General features: G+C 72.1%; 12 protein-coding genes. 7 read left to right on the forward strand and 5 right to left on the reverse strand.

Annotation, left to right across the window (positions count from 1 at the left end; all coding sequences use genetic code 11):
- Nucleotides 1–18 precede the first annotated feature (18 nt).
- Nucleotides 19–4,641 carry a hypothetical protein gene (locus tag ABZ396_RS30400; protein ID WP_359186405.1) on the forward strand — a complete coding sequence of 1,541 codons (4,623 nt, stop codon included), beginning with the start codon at nt 19–21 and terminating at the stop codon, nt 4,639–4,641.
- A gap of 29 nt (nt 4,642–4,670) precedes the next feature.
- Here ABZ396_RS30400 and ABZ396_RS30405 read toward each other — a convergent pair whose 3' ends face one another.
- Entirely contained in the window at nt 4,671–5,219 is a 549-nt protein-coding gene (locus tag ABZ396_RS30405; protein WP_358926519.1) for a hypothetical protein, read from the reverse strand.
- Nucleotides 5,220–5,655: 436 nt separating this feature from the next.
- Between ABZ396_RS30405 and ABZ396_RS30410 the strand changes: the two genes are divergently transcribed.
- From ABZ396_RS30410 to ABZ396_RS30430, 5 genes are read left to right on the forward strand one after another with little or no spacing between them, the layout of a single operon-like run.
- Complete coding sequence (locus tag ABZ396_RS30410) at nt 5,656–8,490, forward strand: nitrate- and nitrite sensing domain-containing protein (protein WP_358926518.1); 2,835 nt, start codon at nt 5,656–5,658, stop codon at nt 8,488–8,490.
- A complete protein-coding gene (locus ABZ396_RS30415) occupies nt 8,487–8,921 on the forward strand; it encodes a roadblock/LC7 domain-containing protein (RefSeq protein WP_358926517.1) in 435 nt (144 codons plus the stop codon). Before ABZ396_RS30410 ends, ABZ396_RS30415 begins: the two co-directional genes overlap by 4 nt.
- 9 nt (nt 8,922–8,930) lie before the next feature.
- Complete coding sequence (locus ABZ396_RS30420) at nt 8,931–9,326, forward strand: DUF742 domain-containing protein (RefSeq protein ID WP_358926516.1); 396 nt, start codon at nt 8,931–8,933, stop codon at nt 9,324–9,326.
- 24 nt (nt 9,327–9,350) lie between these two features.
- Nucleotides 9,351–13,046 (forward strand): hydantoinase B/oxoprolinase family protein, encoded by a 3,696-nt coding sequence (locus ABZ396_RS30425; protein ID WP_358926515.1) that lies wholly within the window; start codon nt 9,351–9,353, stop codon nt 13,044–13,046.
- Nucleotides 13,027–13,632 carry an ATP/GTP-binding protein gene (locus ABZ396_RS30430; protein ID WP_358926514.1) on the forward strand — a complete coding sequence of 202 codons (606 nt, stop codon included), beginning with the start codon at nt 13,027–13,029 and terminating at the stop codon, nt 13,630–13,632. The genes ABZ396_RS30425 and ABZ396_RS30430 overlap by 20 nt, the downstream gene beginning before the upstream one ends.
- 61 nt (nt 13,633–13,693) lie before the next feature.
- Here the strand turns inward: ABZ396_RS30430 and glpK are convergent, their stop codons facing one another.
- From glpK to ABZ396_RS30450, 4 genes are all read right to left on the reverse strand, one after another.
- A complete protein-coding gene (gene glpK, locus ABZ396_RS30435) occupies nt 13,694–15,211 on the reverse strand; it encodes a glycerol kinase GlpK (protein WP_358926513.1) in 1,518 nt (505 codons plus the stop codon).
- A 54-nt stretch (nt 15,212–15,265) separates the two neighbouring features.
- Nucleotides 15,266–16,003 carry an MIP/aquaporin family protein gene (locus ABZ396_RS30440; protein WP_358926512.1) on the reverse strand — a complete coding sequence of 246 codons (738 nt, stop codon included), beginning with the start codon at nt 16,001–16,003 and terminating at the stop codon, nt 15,266–15,268.
- A gap of 306 nt (nt 16,004–16,309) precedes the next feature.
- Nucleotides 16,310–17,953 (reverse strand): GGDEF domain-containing protein, encoded by a 1,644-nt coding sequence (locus tag ABZ396_RS30445; protein WP_358926511.1) that lies wholly within the window; start codon nt 17,951–17,953, stop codon nt 16,310–16,312.
- 126 nt (nt 17,954–18,079) lie between these two features.
- Nucleotides 18,080–18,553 (reverse strand): zinc ribbon domain-containing protein, encoded by a 474-nt coding sequence (locus tag ABZ396_RS30450; RefSeq protein WP_358926510.1) that lies wholly within the window; start codon nt 18,551–18,553, stop codon nt 18,080–18,082.
- Nucleotides 18,554–18,738: 185 nt separating this feature from the next.
- Between ABZ396_RS30450 and ABZ396_RS30455 the strand changes: the two genes are divergently transcribed.
- The gene (locus ABZ396_RS30455; RefSeq protein WP_358926509.1) at nt 18,739–19,272 is read left to right on the forward strand and encodes an NUDIX domain-containing protein; all 534 of its coding nucleotides are present in this window, start codon (nt 18,739–18,741) and stop codon (nt 19,270–19,272) included.
- The last annotated feature ends 3 nt before the right edge of the window (nt 19,273–19,275 follow it).

Raw genomic sequence — 19,275 nt, forward strand, 5'->3', positions numbered from 1 at the left:
GACTTACGAGAGTCCGCCATGTACGAGCTGTCCCGCGTCCGCCTCTACTCCATCGGGCCAGCCGGTGCGCGCTACGCCGACACCGTGCTGGACCTGCGGGGCGTCGGTGAGCCCGTGCCCGACCCGGCCCCCACCCAGGCGGAGTTCTTCGAGGAGGAGCCGGTCGGCCCGCCGCGCCGCCCCGCGCCCGCCGGTGTGCTCTTCCTGGAGAACGGCGGCGGCAAGTCGGTACTGCTCAAGCTGATCTTCTCGGTGATGCTGCCGGGCCACCGCAACACCCTCGGCGGCGCCAGCTCGGGCGTGCTGCGCAAGTTCCTGCTCGCCGACGACTGCGGGCATGTCGCCCTGGAGTGGCAGCACACCCTCACCGGTGAGTGCGTGGTCGTCGGCAAGGTCAGCGAGTGGCGGGGCCGGCAGGTCTCCAACGACCCGCGGAAGTTCGCCGAGGCCTGGTACTCGTTCCGGCCCGGGCCGGGGCTCTCCCTGGACAATCTGCCGGTCGCCGAGTCCACCGCCGTACGGCCGCCCGTGGAGGGTGCCTCCGGGGCGCAGGGGCGGCGCCGCACCATGAAGGGCTTCCGGGACGCCATCACCGAGGCGGGCAAGGCGTATCCGCATCTGGAGGTGCACTGGGAGGAGATCCACGACCGCTGGATCGAGCACCTCGGCGACCTGGGCCTGGACCCAGAACTCTTCCGTTACCAGCGGGAGATGAACGCCGACGAGGGCGAGGCCGCCGGCCTGTTCGCGGTGAAGAAGGACTCCGACTTCACCGACCTGCTGCTGCGGGCCGTGACCGACACCCGGGACACCGACGGGCTCGCCGACCTGGTCGGAGGCTTCGGCCACAAGCTGGGGCGGCGCGCGGAGCTGATCGCCGAACGGAACTTCACCGCCGGGTCGGTGGATCTGCTGGGGCGGATCGTCGAGGCGGCCGAGGCACGGGCACGCGCGCGTGACGTCCACGCGGGCGCGGAGCGCCGTACCCGCACGCTCGCGCGCCGGTTGTCCGCCCGGGGCGCGCAGGAGCGGGTGGGCGCCGCCGACCTCGCCCAGCGCGTCACGGCCGCCGCCCACGCCGTCACGCACTCCGAGGGCGCCCGCGAGCGCAGCGCGCTGATCGCCGCCGAACTCGCCTACCGGCACGCCTCGCTGGCACTGGCCGCCGGTGAGAAGTCCGCCGCCGCGCAGAAGCGCGAGCTGGCCGACGCCCGCACCCTGCACTCCGCCTGGCAGGGCGCCGAAGGCGTGCTGCGCCACCGCGCCGCCGCCGACCGTGTCGCACGCGTGGCCGCCGCCATCCAGGAGGCCGAGCGGGACGCGGCCCCCGCGCTCGCCGCTCGCGCCAAGGCCGCCGTCGATCTCGTACGGGCCCTGCACGCGGCCGCCGGGAGCGCGGAGTACCTCGCCAACGAGGAGGAGGAGCGGTCCGCCGCCCTCCAGGAGGTCAGCGACTCCGCCTACCGGGACTCGACCTCCGCCGCAACCGAGGCGCAGCGCGCCCGCAGCGAGACCGGGCATCTGCGCCAGCGCCTCAGCGAGGTCGAGCAGGAGACCGCGGAGGCCGTCCGCGCGGGCTGGCTCGACGACAGTGCCCCGGACGCCGACCCGGCCCGTGCCGCCCTCGCGGCCAGCGACGCCGAGAAGACGGCCGTCGCCGCCTGGGACACCGCCCGTGAGGCCTCCCGCAAGGCATCCGAGCACGCGCGCGAGGCGGCCTCCGCCGAGTCCCGCGCCGAACTCACGGCCGCCCGTGCGGCAGACGCGGCGACGGCCGCCGAGCGGACCTACGACGCCGAGAAACGCCTGGCAGAGGCTCTGGCGGCGGAGGAACGGCTCACCGAGCTGCTGGGCCTCACCGGTTCGCGTACGACCATTCCCCGGCCCCGGGGCGAGGGCGCCGAGGGCGCCGAGGGGGCTCTCACCGCCGAGGGGGCCCTCACCGTCGAGGAACTCGACCGGTTCGCCGACGAGCTGCGCGAACTGCTCGACGACGCCGTCGGCTCCGCCGAACGGCATCTGTTCGAACTGCGCACCGCCGCCGCCGACGACTCCCGGATCCTCGGCGCCCTCGGCGACGGCGGGCTGCTGCCGCCCGGCCCCGATGTGCTGGCCACCGTCGAGTACCTCGGCGAGCACGGCATCCCGGCGCTGCCCGGCTGGCGGTACCTCGCCCAGGCCGTCGACCCGACGGACCACGCGCGCGTGCTCGCCGCCCGCCCCGAACTCGTCGACGGCGTCATCATCACCGACCCGGACACCCACGCGCGTGCCCGGGAGACGCTGAGCGAAGCGGCCCTGCTGCCGCGCTCCGCCGTCGCCGTCGGCACGGCCGCCGCGCTGCTCGCACCGACCCCGCCGGCCGAGGCCACGCCGGGCGACGTGTTCCTCGTACCGCCCAACCCGGCCATGCACGACGAGCACGCCGCCGACGAGGAGCGGCAGGCGCTGCGCGCCCGGGCCGCCGAGCGGCACGAGGAGATCCGCACCCTGGCCGCCCGGCTCGGCAAGGACCGCGAGCTGACGGCCCGGCTCGCCTCCTGGCGCACCGGCTGTCCGGCCGGGCGGCTCGGGCAGCTGGCGCGGGCCGCCCGGGAGGCGCGCGCGTTCGCCGACGAGTCCGAGGCCGAGCTGGCCGAGGCGCGGACCGTACGGGCCGAGACCGAGGAGGCCGCTGCCGAGGCCGCCCGGGTGCGCGACGAACGGCAGGAGGCCGCGCAGAAGGCCCGGCGCGCCGCCGACGCCCTCGCCGGCCTCGCGTTCCGGCTGCGTGAGCGGGCCGGCTGGCAGGTCAAGCTGCGGGAACTCGCCGACGAGGCCACCGCGTCGGAGGCCCGCGCCCAGTCCTGCCTGGAGCGCGCCCGCGCCGCCGACGAGGACCGGCGCGCCGCGCAGCGCGCCGCCGACGACGCCCGCCGCACCGCCCGCGCGCTGCGCGCCGAGCGCGCCGAGATCGCCGGCGCCCCCGACGACGTACCTGAATCCGACGAGGACGCCCCCAAGGCCTCGCTGCCCGCCCTGCGTGAGGCCTACCGGGCCGCCTCACAGCTGTACGAGCAGGTCGGCGTCGGCGCCGACCTGCGCGCCGAGCAGGCCCGCGCGGAGAGCGACGAGAGCGCCGCGCTCGCGGAGCTGGAGCGGCTGAGCAACAAGGTGCGCACGCGTGCGGAGCAGCTGCTCCGGTCGCCCGACGGCTCCGACGGGCCCTCCCGGCAGGCCGCCGCCGCCCGCGCGGAGGAGCTGGTGCAGCTCCTGGAGACCCGGATGTCCACCGCGAGTGAGCAGCTCGGACGGCTGCGCGGCGAGGCCGAGCGGCATGCCCCCGAGGACGGCGAGGCGCATACCGAGCTGCCCGAGGAGCTCCAGCCACGCGACGCCGAACACGCGCAGGCCCTGCTGCGCACGGCGACGGCGGAACTGGCCTCGCGCACCGAGGCCTTGACGCAGGCCCGCGAGACGCACGCCGAGCTGCTGGACGCGCACCGCGCGGCCGAGGACGCGGCCGGTGGCTTCGACGAGATCGCCGCCATGCTCCGCGACCTGCTGCGTGAACACACCACCGGGGACGAGCAGGAGCAGCCCGAGCCCTACCCCGGCAGCCTGGAGGAGGCCCGGCAGTCCGCGGCCGAGGCCCGCCGGTCGCTGCGCGGCTGCGCCGGTGATCTCTCCGCCGCCGAGTCCGCCGTACGCGAGGCGAGCGATGTGCTCGTACGGCACGCCAACTCCACGCGGTACGAAGCGGTCCGTACGCCCGCGCGGCAGCAGATCCGTGAACTGCCCGCCTCCTCGCTGCCCGAGCACGCCCAGAAGTGGGCGGACGCCTTCGCACCCCGACTGCGGGTGCTGACCGACGAGCTGGCCCAGCTGGAGCGCAACCGCGATTCGATCGTGGACCGGCTGCGAGGGCTCGTCGAGTCGGCCCTCGCGACCCTGCGGTCCGCCCAGCGGCTCTCCCGGCTGCCCGAGGGGCTCGGCGAGTGGTCCGGGCAGGAGTTCCTTCGCATCCGCTTCGAGGAGCCTGACCAGGCCACGCTCAGCGAGCGGCTCGGCGAGGTCATCGACGAGGCGACCCGGGCCGCCGTGAAGAAGAACTCCGACCTGCGGCGGGACGGAATGTCCCTGCTGCTGAGGGGAGTCGCGGCGGCCCTGCAGCCCAAGGGGGTCGCCGTGGAGATCCTCAAGCCGGACGCCGTTCTGCGCGCGGAGCGGGTGCCGGTGGGGCAGATGGGGGACGTGTTCTCCGGTGGTCAGCTGCTCACGGCGGCCATCGCCCTGTACTGCACCATGGCCGCGCTCAGGTCCAACGACCGCGGGCGCGACAAGCACCGGCACGCGGGGACGCTGTTCCTCGACAACCCCATCGGACGGGCCAACGCGACCTATCTGCTGGAGCTTCAGCGGGCCGTGTCGGACGCGTTGGGCGTGCAGTTGCTGTACACCACCGGACTGTTCGACACCACCGCGCTGGCCGAGTTCCCGCTGGTCATCCGGTTGCGGAACGACGCCGACCTCAGGGCCGGACTGAAGTACATCCGCGTGGAGGAGCACCTCCGGCCCGGGCTGCCCCAGCAGCCGCATGCGGGGGAGGCCGGGCACAGCGAGATCACGGCGACCCGCATGTTCAAGAGGCCGTCGGCCTGAAGCCCCGTCCTCAGGCGGCCGTGCTTGCCTCAGAGGTGGGACAGCTGCCCGGTGCTGCCGCCTCGCTGCCGTATCCGCTCCTGTTCGCGCTCGGCGGCCCGCTGCTGCCGCCGGGACGCGCGACGCTCGCGGCGGAGCGAGCGTGCCGTGCTGCTCGGATCCGAGACCACGCCATTGCGCTGGTTCCACACCTGGCGGGTCACCAAGACGTCGACCGCGCTCCAGGTGGCCACCACCGTGCTTGCCACGCTGCTGATCACCATCGGGAACGCCAGCCAGGACTCCGCCATCGTGCAGAAGAACGCCACCATGGCCTGAATCAGCGTGACAGCGATGATGATCAGCGCCCGCACCGCCGACGTACGCACCGGATCCGGCATCCGGTACCGCTTGGCGGGCTCCTCCACCCACAACGGCCGGTACTGCGCCTGCTGTTGCGTGCGCGCTCGCGCGCCGGAGAACTCCGCGTGGCCGCCGTCCGGCGAAAGGCCGGCGTCCGGCACTCCGGGCACCGGACGCACCGTCGAGCGTGCCGCCGTGCCGTCCTCGGGCGCCAAGCGCCGCTGAGCCGTCCCCATCAAGGTGTCACTCCCCACCGCCGACAGACCCCCTCGCACCGGTGTCCGACGACCCCGGCTCCCCAGTGGCTGCCCGGCTTGCGCTGTTTTACGCCGCCCGGATGCGAGATGCTGCTCCTGTGGCCGATTTCGCACCCCTCGCCCATCAACAAGGACGAACGAACTCGCCCGAAGATTCCCAACCAGTGAAAAATTCCAGCCAACTGATCCTTCGTGTCGTTCCCGCCGTCACTCGCGCGAAGTCGGCGCGATCGCGGCGGCAATCTCCCGCAATGCCCGGACATCTCTCCCTGTCCGTTCCCCATGTCTCGGCGCCGAGGCGGAGGTTCACCGCCCGGACACGTCTTCGAGTTATCCATGTGGCGGTAGTAGGCTCGCGCCGTTTGTTGCCGTACATGTGTACCCCCGGTCGGCGGGGGTCGAGCTGGGGGAGGCCATGCGCTTTCGCGGGAAGTCCATCCGCCGGAAGATCGTGGCGCTGCTTCTCGTGCCGCTGGTGTCCCTGACGGCCGTCTGGGGCTTCGCGGCCGTGCTCACGGGGCGCGAGGTCACCCAGCTGTTCCAGGTGTCGGACATCGTCGAGAACATCGGCTACCCCACCGAGGACACTGTCAGGGTCCTCCAGCAGGAACGCCGGCAGACCCTCGTCTATCTAGCTGATCCGCGGGCCGCCGACGCGCTCGCCGCCCTGCGCCGCACGCGCGCCGCCGCCGACAGTGCCGTGGCCGAACTCCGCAAGAACGCCGGGAAGCGGAGCCTCCGCGACGGCTTGGACGCCGACGACGGTGAGCACCTCACCGCCGTACTCGACGCGTTCGAGGGCATCAACGCCCTGCGCCGCAGCGTCGAGCAGGGCACCGTCAGCCGCACCCAGGCCCTCGACCTCTACAACCGCGTCGTCGACCCTTGCTACACGCTGCTCGCCTCCCTCCACGGGATCAACGACGTCGACATGGACAAGCAGGCCCAGGCCCTCGTCAACATCTCCCGCGCCCGCGAACTACTCTCCCGCGAGGACGCCCTGCTCGGCTCCGCCCTCGTGGTCGGGAAGATCTCCCGCGACGAGACCCGCGAGATCTCCGACCTCGTCGCCCAGCGCACCCTCCTGTACGACGTCAGCCTGCCGCAGCTGCCGTCGTCGGAACGCGACCGCTTCGACCGCTTCTGGAAGAACGCCACGACCGCCCCGCTGCGGACCGCCGAGCAGTCCGTCATCGACGCCGGATCCGGTGTGTCGAACGACGTCAGCGCCAAGAGCTGGGACACCGCCGCCGGTAATGTGCTCGACGAACTGCGCACCCTCGACGACCAGGTCGGTGACCGCTACCAGGCCCGCGTCCGGCCCACCGCCTTCACCGTGATCGTCCAGGCGGCCGTCGTCGGCGTCCTCGGACTGGTCGCCGTGTTGTTCTCGCTGGTCGTGTCGGTGCGGGTCGGCCGGAGCCTCATCCGCGACCTGCGACTGCTGCGCCAGGAGGCGCACGAGGCCTCCGGGGTCCGACTGCCGAGCGTGATGCGCCGGCTGTCCGCGGGCGAACAGGTCGACGTGGAGACCGAGGTCCCGCGCCTGGTATACGACAAGAACGAGGTCGGCGAGGTCGGCCAGGCCCTCAACACCCTGCAGCGCGCCGCCGTGGAGGCCGCCGTCAAGCAGGCCGAACTGCGCTCCGGTGTCTCTGAGGTCTTCGTCAACCTCGCCCGCCGCAGCCAGGTACTGCTGCACAAGCAGCTCACCCTGCTCGACACCATGGAGCGCAGGACCGAGGACACCGACGAACTCGCCGACCTTTTCCGCCTCGACCACCTCACCACCCGGATGCGCCGGCACGCCGAGGGCCTGGTGATCCTCTCCGGCGCCGCCCCCTCGCGGCAGTGGCGGCGCCCCGTTCAGCTGATGGACGTGGTGCGGGCCGCCGTGGCCGAGGTCGAGGACTACGAGCGCATCGAGGTCCGCCGGCTGCCCCGCGTCGCCGTCACCGGCCCCGCCGTAGCCGACCTCACCCACCTCGTGGCCGAACTCCTCGAGAACGCCACGGTGTTCTCGCCGCCGCACACCGCCGTCCAGGTCTTCGGCGAGCGAGTCGCCAACGGCTTCACCCTGGAGATCCACGACCGGGGCCTCGGCATGGCGGCCGAGGCACTCCTCGACGCCAACCTGCGGCTCGCCGAGACCCCCGAGTTCGAGCTCTCCGACACCGACCGGCTCGGACTGTTCGTGGTCAGCCGCCTCGCCCAGCGCCAGAACGTCCGCGTCTCGCTCCAGCCGTCCCCCTACGGAGGCACCACCGCCGTCGTCTTCATCCCCGACGTACTGCTGTCCGACGACGTCCCCGACACCAACGGGATCGGCTTCCGCCTCGACCGCGCCCGGCCCGCCACGGAGGACGAACCCGAGGAGAGCCGCGCCACCGCCCGGACCCAGGGGCCGGCGCAGCGGCCCGGGCTGCCGGCCGCGCTCCTCGGCGGCCCGGTCGAGCTGGAGGCACCCGTCGACCTGGACGCGGTGGACGACTTCCCGGGCGCCCTCACCGAAGTGGACAGCGAACGCGGCGGTCTGTTCCGCCACCGCCGCTCCCTCGCCAGCACCGACGACGACACCGCGCCCTTCGTGAGTGAGCTGCACCAGCCGGCCCCCGAGACCACCGACGGCTTCCACGACGAGCGTCTCAGCGGCCCCGTGCCGATGCCCACAAGGCGTACTCCCAAGCTGGTCAGCTCGCACGGAAAGCCCGTCACCGAGCAGCGGTCCCGCCGCGCCGAGCCGGACGAGCGGGACCCGGCGCACGCGGGCCGCCCCGAACCGGGCGGACTCGCCCCGCTGCCCTCCCGCCGCCGCACCGAGCCGTCCCCGCAGCGCGCCGTCGGCCCGGCCGACCGCGTCGCGGAACGCCCGGCGCCCCCGGCAGGCGGCCCGGACGAACCCTCCGGGCCCCCCGCCCTGCCCCGGCGCACCCGCCCCTCCGCGGCCACCTCCGGCAGCGGCAACGACGACTCCGTCCCGCCCCTCGGCAGCACACCCCCGGAGGCCGAGTCCGGCACCCGGCCGCTGCCCAGGCGGGTACGGCAGGCCAACCTGGCCCCACAGCTGCGACAGGACCCCGCCCCACCCGCAGAGCGCGAGACGGAACCCGTCGAGCGCGACGCCGACGAGGTCCGCAGCCGCATGGCCTCGCTCCAGCGCGGCTGGCAGCGCGGCCGTGCGGAGAACACCGCGGGCGACGGGTCCCGGAACGGCACAGCACAAGGAACGACTAAGGGGGACGGTCGATGACCGATCCGAAGGCGACCGGCCACACGGCGACGAACAAGGGCGAGCTGAACTGGCTCCTGGACGACCTCGTGGACCGGGTCGCCAGCATCCGCAAGGCCGTCGTGCTCTCCGGCGACGGCCTGCCCACGGGCGTCTCCAAGGACCTCACCAGAGAGGACGGCGAGCACCTGGCGGCAGTGGCCTCCGGCTTCCACAGCCTCGCCAAGGGCGTGGGCCGCCACTTCGAGGCGGGCAGCGTCCGCCAGACCGTGGTCGAGCTCGACGACGCCTTCCTGTTCGTCACGGCGGCCGGCGACGGCAGCTGCCTCGCCGTCCTCTCCGACGCCGACTCCGACGTCGGCCAGGTCGCGTACGAGATGACACTCCTGGTCAAGCGGGTCGGCGCACATCTGGCGTCCGCTCCACGCACCGATCTGCCCTCGGGCGGGTAGTGGGATGACATGAGCGGAGACGGTCAGGGAAGAAGCCACTGGTTCGACGACGAGGCCGGACCGGTCGTCCGTCCGTACGCCATGACGCGGGGCCGCACCACCAGTGCGGCCCAGCACCGCCTCGATCTCATCGCGGTGGTCGTCACGGAGCCCCACGCGGACGACCCGGAGGACGACCGCACGCTGTCCCCGGAGCACGTGGACATCGTCGAGCTGTGCCGTGACACCCCGCAGTCGGTCGCCGAGCTGGCTTCCGGACTCGATCTGCCCATCGGAGTGGTCCGGGTCCTCATCGGCGACCTCGTCGACGGGGAACTCGTCCACGTCAACCGCCCGGTGCCCCCGGCCGAGCTGGTGGACGAGAGTATTCTGCGCGACGTGATCAACGGCCTCCGGGCGCTGTGACCGGCGCGGAAGCGGAGTGGTGACGTGACAGGCTGGCAGTTCTGGGTCGACCGCGGCGGAACGTTCACCGACGTCGTCGCGCGGCGCCCGGACGGCCGGCTGCTCACCCACAAGCTGCTCTCCGACAACCCCGCGCGGTACGACGACGCGGCAGTGGCGGGCGTGCGTGAGCTCCTCGACGGCTCCGGCGACCAGGTCGACGCCGTCCGCATGGGCACCACGGTCGCCACCAACGCGCTCCTGGAACGCAAGGGCGAGCGCACCCTTCTCGTCATCACACGCGGCTTCCGCGACGCCCTGCGCATCGCCTACCAGAACCGCCCCCGCATCTTCGCCCGCCGCATCGACCTGCCCGAGCTGCTGTACGAACGGGTCGTCGAGGTCGACGAGCGCATCGCCGCCGACGGCACCGTCCTGCGCGCCCCCGACCTCGACGCCCTGGCCGGCCCGCTCCGGGAGGCGTACGACGACGGGATCCGCGCCGTCGCCGTCGTCTGCATGCACAGCCATCTCCACCCCGCCCACGAGGAGGCGATCGGCGAGCTGGCCGCCCGCACCGGCTTCCCGCAGATCTCGCTGTCCAGCGAGGTCAGCCCGCTGATGAAACTCGTCCCGCGCGGCGACACCGCCGTCGTCGACGCCTACCTGTCGCCCGTACTGCGGCGCTACGTCCGCCGGGTCGCCGACGAACTCGAAGGCGTACGGCTGATGTTCATGCAGTCCAACGGCGGGCTCGCCGAGGCCGGGCAGTTCCGCGGCAAGGACGCCATCCTGTCCGGGCCGGCCGGAGGGATCGTCGGCATGGCCCGGATGTCGCAGCTCGCCGGCTTCGACCGCGTCATCGGCTTCGACATGGGCGGCACCTCCACCGACGTCTCCCACTTCGCCGGCGAGTACGAACGGGTCTTCACCGCCCAGATCGCGGGCGTCAGACTGCGCGCCCCCATGCTGGACATCCACACCGTCGCCGCGGGCGGCGGCTCGGTGCTGCACTTCGACGGCGCCCGCTACCGCGTCGGCCCGGACTCGGCCGGCGCCGACCCCGGCCCGGCCTGCTACCGGGGCGGCGGCCCGCTCGCGGTGACCGACGCCAACGTCATGCTCGGCCGGATCCAGCCCGACCACTTCCCCCGCGTGTTCGGACCCGGCGGCGAGCAGCCTCTCGACGCCGACCTCGTCCGCGACCGCTTCACCGGCCTCGCGAGGGAGATCAGCGAACAGACCGGCGACCACCGCACCCCGGAACAGGTCGCCGAGGGCTACCTGAGCATCGCCGTGGCCAACATCGCCAACGCCGTGAAGCGGATCTCCGTCCAGAAGGGGCACGACGTCACCCGCTACGCCCTCACCACCTTCGGCGGGGCCGGCGGGCAGCACGCGTGCATGGTCGCTGACTCGCTCGGCATCCGCACCGTCCTGGTACCGCCCATGGCCGGCGTCCTGTCCGCGCTCGGCATCGGCCTCGCCGACACCACCGCCATGCGCGAACAGTCCGTCGAGGCTCCACTGGAGCCCGCCTCCATGCCCGGCGTCCGCAAGACCGCCGACGACCTGGAGGCCGCGGCCCGCTCCGAACTCCTCGCCGAGGACGTCCCGGCGGACCGCATCGAAGTAACCCGCCGCGCCCAGCTCCGTTACGACGGCACCGACACCACCCTCACCGTCGAGCTCACCGAGCCGGACGCGATGAAACACGCCTTCGAAGAACGTCATCGCGCCACGTACTCCTTCACGCTCGACCGCCCCGTCGTCGTAGAAGCCCTCTCCGTGGAAGCCACCGGCATCACTAGTCCCCCCGATCTCTCCGCCCTCGCCCCGTACGAAGGCCGTCCCGCCGCCCCGGAAACCGTCCGCCTCCACACCGGCGGCGCCTGGCTCGACGTACCCCTCCACCGCCGCGAGGACCTTCCCCCCAGCGAATCCGTCACCGGCCCGGCGATCATCACCGAGGCCAGCGCCACGACCGTCGTCGACGACGGCTGGCGGGCCAGGACGACCGACGACGGGCATCTGGTCATGGAACGCGCGGCGGTTACGCAGAGTTCCGATCTCGGCACAAAAACAGATCCGGTTCTGCTTGAGGTCTTCAACAACCTCTTCATGTCGATCGCCGAACAGATGGGCGCCCGGCTGGAGTCGACGGCACAGTCCGTCAACATCAAGGAACGCCTGGACTTCTCCTGCGCCCTGTTCGACCCGGACGGGAACCTGGTGGCCAACGCCCCGCACATCCCCGTCCACCTCGGCTCCATGGGAACCAGCGTGAAAGAGGTCATCCGCCGCCGCGGCACCTCGATTCGCCCCGGCGACACCTATGCCGTCAACGACCCGTACCACGGCGGCACGCATCTCCCCGACGTCACCGTGATCACACCGGTCTTCGGCGCCGAAGGTACCGGCCGGACCGGCGGGACCGGCGACACCGATGGCACCGACGGCACGGCGGACACGGAGGGTGACCCCGGCACGGCCCCGGAGATCCTCTTCTACGTCGCCTCCCGCGGACACCACGCCGAGATCGGGGGCATCGCCCCCGGCTCGATGCCCGCCGGCAGCCGCACCATCGACGAGGAGGGCGTCCTCTTCGACAACTGGCTCCTCGCCGAGAACGGCCTGTTCCGCGAGGCCGAGACCCGCCGGCTGCTCGCCGAGGCCCGCTACCCCTCCCGCAACATCCGCACCAACCTCGCCGACCTGCGCGCCCAGATCGCCGCCAACCGCAAGGGCGTCGACGAAGTCGGCCGCATGATCGAGGAGTTCGGGCTCGACGTCGTCCAGGCCTATATGCGCCACGTCCAGGACAACGCGGAGGAAGCCGTCCGCCGCGTCATCGACGCCCTGGACGACGGCGAATATGCCTACGAGACCGACTCCGGCGCCGTCATCCGCGTACGCGTACGCGTGGACCGCGACAACCGGCGCGCGACCATCGACTTCACGGGCACCTCGGCGCAGCTGGAGACCAACTTCAACGCCCCGTTCTCCGTCGTCAACGCCGCCGTGCTGTACGTCTTCCGCACCCTGGTCGCCGACGACATCCCGCTCAACGACGGCTGCCTGCGGCCCCTGGACATCGTCGTGCCGCCCGGCTCGATGCTTGCCCCCGAGCCGCCGGCCGCCGTCGTCGCGGGTAACGTCGAGACCTCCCAGGCCATCACCGGAGCCCTCTACGCGGCGCTCGGCGTCCAGGCCGAGGGCTCCGGCACCATGAACAACGTCACCTTCGGCAACGACCGCCACCAGTACTACGAGACCGTCGCCTCCGGATCCGGAGCCGGCGACGGCTTCCCCGGCGCGAGCGTCGTACAGACCCATATGACCAACTCCCGGCTCACCGACCCGGAAGTCCTTGAGTGGCGACTGCCCGTCCGCCTCGACGAGTTCGCCGTACGGCGGGGCAGTGGCGGCGCGGGCCGCTGGCACGGTGGGGAGGGCGCGGTGCGCCGGATCCGCTTCCTCGAACCCATGACCGTCTCCACCCTGTCCCAGCACCGCCGCGTCCCGCCGTACGGCATGGCGGGCGGCGAACCGGGCGCGCTCGGCGTCAACCGGGTGGAGCGGGCCGACGGCACGGTCACCGAACTCGCCGGCAGCGACAGCGCGGACGTCGGCCCCGACGACGTACTAGTCATCGAAACCCCAGGTGGCGGCGGATACGGACGTCCGTCACCCGACACCCATCGAGCAGGAGAAGAGATCGATGATCTTCGGGCGATCTGAGCGCGGCAAGCCCCCGGTCCAGCCCGTCACGCTCAAGATCCTCGTGGCCGGCGGCTTCGGTGTGGGCAAGACGACCCTGGTCGGCGCGGTGAGCGAGATCAGGCCGCTGCGCACCGAGGAGGTTCTCACCGAGGCCGGGCGACCGGTGGACGACACCAACGGCGTCGAGGGCAAGCACACCACCACCGTCGCCATGGACTTCGGCCGCATCACCCTGCGCGAGGACCTGGTGCTCTACCTCTTCGGCACACCGGGACAGGAGCGGTTCTGGTTCATGTGGGACGAGCTGTCCGAGGGCGCGCTGGGCGCTGTCGTGCTCGCCGACACGCGCCGCCTGGAGGACAGCTTCGCCGCCGTCGACTACTTCGAGCGGCGCTCCATACCGTTCCTCGTCGGCGTCAACTGCTTCGAGAGTGCGGACCGTTACCCGGCCGAGGACATCCGCAAGGCCCTCGACCTCGACCCGGACGTACCGGTCGTGCTCTGCGACGCCCGGGGCCGCGAGTCGGTCAAGGAGGTGCTCATCGGCGTCGTCCAGCACGCGATGGCGTACGCGGCCGGCCACCGCAAGACCGTCACCACCTGACCCGCCGGCACGGCCCGTACCCCCGCCGACCGGGGTACGGGCCGTGGTCCCGGGGCGGGCGCTACTCGCCGTCCTCCAGCCAGCCGAAGCTCTTCTCCACCGCCTTGCGCCAGTTCGCGTACTCCCTGTCGCGCACCGGCGCCTCCATGGCGGGCGTCCACTCCACGTCCTTCTGCCAGTGCGACTTGAGTTCGTCGAGGTCTTTCCACACGCCGGTCGCGAGGCCGGCCGCGTAGGCGGCGCCCAGGCAGGTCGTCTCGGAGACCCGGGGCCGTATCACCGGCACCCCGAGGACGTCGGCCTGATGCTGCATCAGCAGGTTGTTCTTGGTCATGCCGCCGTCCACCTTCAGGGTCGTGATCTGCACCCCGGAGTCCTGGTACATGGCGTCCACCACCTCCCGCGTCTGCCAGCTGGTCGCCTCGAGCACCGCGCGGGCGAGATGTGCCTTCGTGACGTACCGGGTGAGCCCGGTGACGACCCCGCGCGCGTCCGAGCGCCAGTAGGGCGCGAACAGACCGGAGAAGGCGGGCACGATATAGGCGCCGCCGTTGTCGTCGACGCTCGCGGCCAGGGTCTCGATCTCGTCGGCGGTGCGGATGATGCCGAGCTGGTCCCGGAACCACTGGACGAGCGCGCCCGTTATGGCGATCGACCCCTCAAGGCAGTACACCGGCGCCGCACCGCCGATCTTGTAGCCCATCGTCGTCAGCAGCCCGTTCTTCGACGGCACCGGCCGCTCGCCGGTGTTGAGCAGCAGGAAACTGCCCGTCCCGTAGGTGTTCTTCGCCGTTCCGACGTCGTAGCAGGCCTGTCCGAAGACCGCCGCCTGCTGGTCGCCCAGCGCGGACGCCACCGGCACCCCCGCGAGCTGGCCGACGGCGGTGCCGTACACCTCGGCGGAGGACCTGATCTCGGGCAGGACCGCCTCGGGGACGTTCATCGCGGACAGGATGGAGGTGTCCCACTGGAGTGTCTCCAGGTTCATCAGCATGGTCCGCCCGGCGTTGGTGACGTCGGTGACGTGCCGGCCGCCGTCCGTGCCGCCGGTGAGGTTCCAGATCAGCCAGGAGTCGATGGTCCCGAAGGCGATCTCACCGCGCTCGGCCCGGTGCCGCAGCCCGGGCACGTTGTCCAGCAGCCAGGCCGCCTTGGGCCCGGAGAAGTAGCTGGCCAGGGGCAGTCCGGTCTGATCGCGGAACCGGTCCTGGCCGTCGCTGCCGCCGAGTTCGCCGCACAGGGCCGCGGTGCGCGTGTCCTGCCAGACGATCGCGTTGTGCACGGGCTTGCCGGTGGCGCGGTCCCACAGGACCGTCGTCTCGCGCTGGTTGGTGATGCCGAGCGCGCTCAGCTGGTCGGCGCGCAGCCCCGCGTTGGCGAGCGCCCCGGCGACCACGGCCTGCACCTTGGACCAGATCTCGGTGGCGTCGTGTTCCACCCAGCCCGGCTTGGGGAAGATCTGGCGGTGCTCGCGCTGGTCGACGGCGACGACGGCGCCGCCGTGGTCGAAGATGATGCAGCGGCTCGACGTCGTGCCCTGGTCGATTGCGGCGACGTACTTCTCGGCGGTGTCCGTCATGGCTACCCCTTGGTCGCTGGGTCGGAAGGCTGCGTGGGATCAGAAGGCCACGTTTCAGAAGGCCGCGTTGTAGATGAGGCCCGCGAGCGCCCCGCCGACCAGGGGGCCGACGACCGGGATCCAGGCGTAACCCCAGTCGGATGTGCCCTTGTTCCGGATCGGCAGGAAGGTGTGCACGATCCGGGGGCCGAGGTCGCGCGCCGGGTTGATGGCGTAGCCCGTGGGCCCGCCAAGGGACAGTCCGATGCCGACGACGAGCAGCGAGACGATCAGTACGGTGATGCCGGACTCGCCGAGCCCCTTGGTCAGTCCGAACGCCAGGACCGGCAGGACGAGCGCGATCGTAGCGATGATCTCGGTGATGAGGTTGGCGACCGGGTTCCGGACCTCCGGGATGGTGGAGAAGATGCCGAGCGTCGGCGTCGGTTCCTCCGCCGTGTCCTCGTCGGGCACGTTGGCCTGGAACTGCGCCAGATAGACCAGATACGTCAGAACGGCGCCGAGCATCGCGCCGGCGAACTGGCCGAGCAGATAGACCCAGACCTTGCCCCACTCGCCGGTGTCGACGGCGATGCCGATGGTGACGGCGGGGTTGAGCTGGCCGCCGGAGAGGGGAGCGGCGGTGTAGGCGCCGGCGAGGACACCGAATCCCCAGCCGAACGCGATCACCACCCACCCCGCGGCCCGCGCCTTGGAGTGTCTGAGGGTGACCGCGGCGCAGACACCGGCACCGAACAGGATCAGGATGGCCGTGCCGATGACTTCGCCGACGAATATGTCTCCGTTGCTCATGGCGGCTCCTAGGGCGCTGGCCGGAGGATCGACCCCGGCGCTTGAGCAGGAACGGTTCCCTTGGCGACGTCAGCCGAAGGCAGGGAAGGTCCCGCGCCCCGCCCGGCGTCTGTGACGAGCGTGCCGTAGCAGCCGAATCGCCCATGGGGGAACGGACCTCACGACAGGAGCGGCCCATGGCGCAGTGCCTGATTACGCCGAGAATGTACGGCGATGTCGACCGACACCGGAAGTTTTCACCGGCACTCAGGGAGCGTCAAGGTCGCCGACGGCAACGATGACAGGCAACCCGCCGGAAACTGGCTTTCACGGCTCCACCGTCGCATAGCCGGCCTGGGCCGGATATGCGCCGGAGCCGCGCCGGATCTCGTACCCGGGCAGTCCCGCCCGCCCCAGCACCCAACTCGTCCCGTGCAGCGCCTTGGCCGCCTTCTTGAGCGGCGCGAGACACGCGGCCGCCTCCCGGTGGTCGGCCACGCTGCCGGGACCGCACACGACGGTGGCCAGGGACAGCGTGACGGGACGGCCGCCCGCGGACCAGGGCGCGTCGAGCACGTCGGCCACCAGCCGGTCCAGCCCCTCCTCGTCGGCGAGCACCAGGAAGTCGTCCCCGCCGATGTGCCCCACGCGCGCGTGGCCGGCGACGGTCTGCTGCAGCGCCTGTCCCACCGCACGGATCAGCTCGTCGCCCGCGGCGAACCCGGCACCGTCGTTCACCTGCTTGAAGTGGTCGATGTCCAGCCAGCTCAGGGCGAAGACACGGCCCTCCGCGATCCACCGGTCCGCCTCGCCCGTGATCGCGTCCGAACCGGGCAGCCGGGTCAGCGGATTGAGCCCGGCCGCCTCCTCGACGCGTGTCTCGGCAAGGGCGCGTACGAGGTCGGCGAGCCGTACGACGCCCACGCAGCGCCCGAGCCGGTCGACGACCGCCACATCGTCGGAGGTGCGGTCCCGGCCGCCGACGGCCACCACGTCCAGGACCTCCCAGGCGGTCGCGTCGACGCCGACCGTGCGCGGGGCGTCGCCCAGCTTGATGGCCGGGCGGTCCGCGTACAGGGCGTGTCCGTAGCGGCCGGACATCGACAGCAGGAAGCGGGAGCGGTGCACCGAGCGGACCGGGGCGCCCGTCTGGTCCACCAGAAGGACGCCGGAGACGTCCGGGGAGCCGGTCAGCAGGGCCCGCACCTGCAGCGCGGACGCGGTGACCGGCAGCAGCGCGGCGGGCCGGATGAACTCCCGCACGAACGGACCGGAGCGCGGCGGGGGCACGGCGGCGGCCGAGCGCGGCGGAACGTACACTTCCGCAACCGGGATCCGGGCCGGGGGCGCGAACAGCTCGCCCTGGCCCAGCTGGGCACCGGCCGACAGCGCGGCCGCGTAATGGAGTTCGGTCTCCACGCCCTCGACGGACAGCAGGGCGCCCAGTTCCTCGCACAGGGTCCGCATCGCCCGCACCGCGGCCGGCCGGCTGAGCAGCGAGGCGTCCAGCTTGATCAGGTCGGGGGAGAGGTCGGTGAGCAGCCGCAGGGGCACGTCCCCGTCGCCGATGCCGTCGGCACTGATCCGGAAGCCCTGGCCGCGCAGCGTCGCCACGGCCTCCAGCAGGGCCCGGTGCGGCACGTGCGTGTACGGCGGGACGATGTCCAGGGTCACCTCCCAGGGCGTCCGTCCGGCTTCGCGGATGGCCCCGGCCAGCGGGCCGATGCCGCCCAGGTCGGCGAGCGTGGCAGCGAACACGTTGATGTGCAGCGGCAGCAGCGCCTCCTTGCGTGCCGCGGCGCGCAGGGCCAACACGGCCAGTCTGCCGTCGAGTTCGGGGTCTCGGCGGGCTTCGGCGAGGATGTCACCGGTCTCGGGGCGGGCCAGGATCTCCAGTGCGGTGATCCCACCGGTGGTCAGATTGACCACCGGCTGGAAGGCGAAACGGAGAGCATCCGTCCAGGAGCGCACGGGAGCATGATGACGCCATCGGCGTACGCCCAGGGGCAGTTCATGAGACGTTCACGCACCATTTCGGGGTGGTCACGTACGGTGTGGAACCCCTGCTGTCACACCCGTCCCGTCAGCGGAACGCTATCACCGACCAGCCGTGTCCGAAACAGCCCCTGATTGGCCGTGATCCCCAACGCGCGCGTGCGCCACCTGCCGGTCGCCCGCCGCGTCCCTCAACTGCCAGGTCAGTTCGCAGACCTGGGCGATCGCCTGGGCCGGCACCGCCTCCCCGAAGGAGGCGAGCCCACCGCTGGCGTTCACGGGTATCCGGCCGCCCGGCGCCGTCGCTCCCTCGCGCAGCAGCTTCGCCGCCTCGCCCTCGGCGCACAACGGTGACGGCGGCCGGTATCCGCTGTCGGTGTACGACCAGATCCGCCCGCGCCGGGAGAGCGGAACCTCCCCCAGGTCGCCGCCCGCGCACCCGGGATTGCGGCAGTGGACGTCCTCGCGCGGGAAGAACACCGAGGCGCAGGCCGCACAACGCGTGCCCAGGAGCCGGAACCCGCCCCCCTCGCCCGTGAACCAGCACTCGACCGCGGGCACGCGTGTACGCGACAAAGCTTCTCCAGGACACGATATCTGACGAAACGTCAGAAGCGTGCCACGGGTCGCCGCAATTGGGCAGGTCACGCCCTGGGGTCACATCCCGCTGTCCGGTTCCGGTCTTCGGCGTCGGTTCACTTCCGGAACGAGGCGTTCCCTTGACGTAAGACGCCGCTCCCGTGATCGGATAAAGTCCGCGCGTGTCCGAAAATCAGCACCCTATTGCCAACTCCGCTCCGGACTCGCACTGTTCGAGCTGTGGAGCGCCCTACGGAGCGGGAGTCTCCGGCTGGCCGCGCACCTGCCCGGCCTGCGGCCGCATCGCCTACCGCAACCCGCTGCCGGTGGCGATCGCCCTCCAGCCCGTGTACGACACGAAGGGCACCGCCCTGGTCGTCATCACCCGGACCGTCGCCCCCGCGCGCGGAGGCACGGCGCTGCCCGGCGGCTATGTCGACGACCGCGAGGACTGGCGGCACGCCGTCGTCCGTGAGCTCAAGGAGGAGACCGGCATCGACGCGGCCGCGCGGGACGTACGGCTCGCCGACGCCATGAGCTCACCCGACGGGCACCTACTGCTGTTCGGTCTCCTCCCGGAACGCCCGGTCGAAGGGCTACCGCCGTCCGGCGCGACGGACGAGACGGAGGGCTGGCACCTGCTGCGCAGGCCCGAGGAGCTCGCCTTCCCGCTGCACAGCGTGGCCGTACGCGCGTGGTTCGAGGGCCGCTACTGAGCC

This window comes from Streptomyces sp. NPDC005866 (assembly GCF_040629895.1).
Classification (GTDB): Bacteria; Actinomycetota; Actinomycetes; order Streptomycetales; family Streptomycetaceae; genus Streptomyces.